This is a genomic window from Oleiphilus sp. HI0061 (genome assembly GCF_001635675.1).
In genome coordinates this window covers 1-2,086 of sequence record NZ_LWFE01001410.1, presented here as the reverse complement: position 1 = coordinate 2,086, position 2,086 = coordinate 1, and the positions used below count along the sequence as shown (strand labels likewise).

2 protein-coding genes are annotated in these 2,086 nt (G+C 44.8%); one reads left to right on the top strand and one right to left on the bottom strand.

The window, feature by feature from the left end; translation table 11 throughout:
* The coding region (locus tag A3735_RS22285) for an LptA/OstA family protein (protein WP_156499832.1) at positions 1–535 on the bottom strand (535 nt) is incomplete at its 3' end.
* A gap of 373 nt (positions 536–908) precedes the next feature.
* On the opposite strand from A3735_RS22285, the gene A3735_RS22280 reads away from it, so the two are divergent.
* A complete protein-coding gene (locus A3735_RS22280) occupies positions 909–2,057 on the top strand; it encodes an aminoglycoside phosphotransferase family protein (RefSeq protein WP_068638673.1) in 1,149 nt (382 codons plus the stop codon).
* Positions 2,058–2,086 lie beyond the last annotated feature (29 nt).

Here is a 2,086-nt window from a genome sequence, read left to right as displayed (position 1 = left end):
CTTGGCCGAAGCCTTCTTCTCTATTGAGAGAAATGTTTTCTGCAGCGAAGGCCCAGTCTCTTTTCTCGGGCGGACAGCTGGTAAATAAGCCATCATGAATGAGCAGCGTATTTTCGTCTGCCCGTGTTATTTCTGAAGCTTTGCCGTTAATTGAAGTTTTGGGGTTCGAGAAGCTGGCATTGATGACCGAAACTCTATCGCTGGTCATATTTACCGTTGCGCTGTCACCTTTTAGTATCAGATCGGGGCTGCTTAGTACGATGTCGCCTTTAAGTTCAGCTGTCTGGCTAATTTTGTTAATGGATGCTTCATTACTTTGAGCATGGTAAGGCCCGTGAGTAAATTCGATATCGCCCTTAAGCTCCAGGTTTTCATCAGGAAGGTAGTTAACTTCCTTGGCGTGAATCACAATACCTTCTTCAGGCTTAACCGGTTTTTCTGATGTCAGCTCTGTTGAAGGTGACGCAGACTTTGCTGATGAGCATGCCTCTGTTGTTAGCGAACTATTATCATTTGCCCAGACAGATGCGCTCATGCTTAACATTAAAGGCACTGCTCTTATGAAGATGCGCTTTGATGGAGCTTTAAATGGCGATAATGTTGGCAATGCAGAGATCCAGTATGAGTAGCGAGAGGGTTAGCTAGTTTAATGAACAAACCTAGTTGCGAATAATAAACGCTGCCAGGAGGGATGTCATTTAACTTTTGTTGAGACTCAAAGCCAGTCGCTTGGATTTATTCTCTCATTTTTTTAATTCGCTAAGTTTTGCTGCGCACATATAATTTGATTAGGATAGCCGCAGCGAATGAAGGTCATGCCTTTCTTAGTCATATACACTGACGCATACATAGCCAAAGCGATAAAGTCTTATTCAACTCAATAGAAGAAAACACATTAGGATTAATTGATGGATCAACGGTATCAAGCACTCTGTACCTGGGTTGCCGAAGCATTGGAGATAGAAAAAGCCGAGCTCTCGGTTGTCTCGGGCGATGCAAGTTTCAGGCGCTACTTCCGCTTTCAACAGCCCGGCCAGTCTTTAATCGCAATGGATGCTCCCCCTGAAAAGGAAGACTCTAATAGCTTTGTTTGCTTGGCACGTAGTTGGCGAGAGCAAGGGGTCAATGTTCCGGCTTTGATAAAAGTTGATTTGGATAAAGGCTTTCTATTATTAAGCGATTTGGGAGATGAGCTATTGTTGCCTTACCTGAATCCCGATAGCCCGGTGATAGAAAGTGGTAATAAACACTATGCGCAAGCCATGAAGGCGCTGCTAAAGATCCAAAGTCTTAAGCCAGCAAATGATTATGCTCTACCACTCTATGATAGTGCACTGCTGCAACGGGAAATGGCCCTGTTCCCAGACTGGTTGCTTGAGAAAAAGCTTGGTCTTGATTTGAGTGAAGACGAGAGGCAGCTTTTAAAGGCAAGCTTTCATGCTTTGGAAGAAAGTGCTTTGGCTCAACCACAAGTCGTTGTCCATCGTGACTATCATGCGCGAAATTTGATGGTGGTTGGTGAAGAGCTGGGAATAATCGATTTTCAGGATGCGGTGCAAGGTCCTAACACCTACGACCTGGTTTCCCTGCTGGCGACCGAGTTTATCTTCCGTCCCTATCCAGGTGTAGAGCTGGCAACGAGTGGTTTATGGGATGCCAGAAACAACCAGACCCAGGAAGGCAATACGAGTTTGCACTTACACAGTCAAGACTACCGTCATGTGCTGAATTTCAGCCATCGCTATATCCAGGGTGAGCTAGAGCAAATCGACACCTCTTTTATTGCGCCTATTTATCCTCAAACCAGTCTAATAGGCCGTCTTCGTTACGACCTTGAGGAAGAGCGCAGCATTGGTTCGCTTGCAGGCATTGAATATAGTAGCTGCTGCTGGCGCGTTCAATTGCTAAGTCAATCTTATCTAGATAGTGATAGCGAAGTCTTACATGGGTTTTTGTTCCGTTTTCAACTAAGTGGTGTTGGCGGTTTTGGACAAAGTACCCGTAGAATGGATCAACATATTCCGGGCTATGCGGCCCGAGAAGAAATTTTAAATTAGAGTTATTTATAGTTATGGCGATGTTTACT

What these genes read in the sequence shown, in the direction of transcription:
- A3735_RS22280 (WP_068638673.1), top strand. Translation starts at nt 909, where the DNA reads ATGGATCAACGGTATCAAGCACTCTGTACCTGGGTTGCCGAAGCATTG.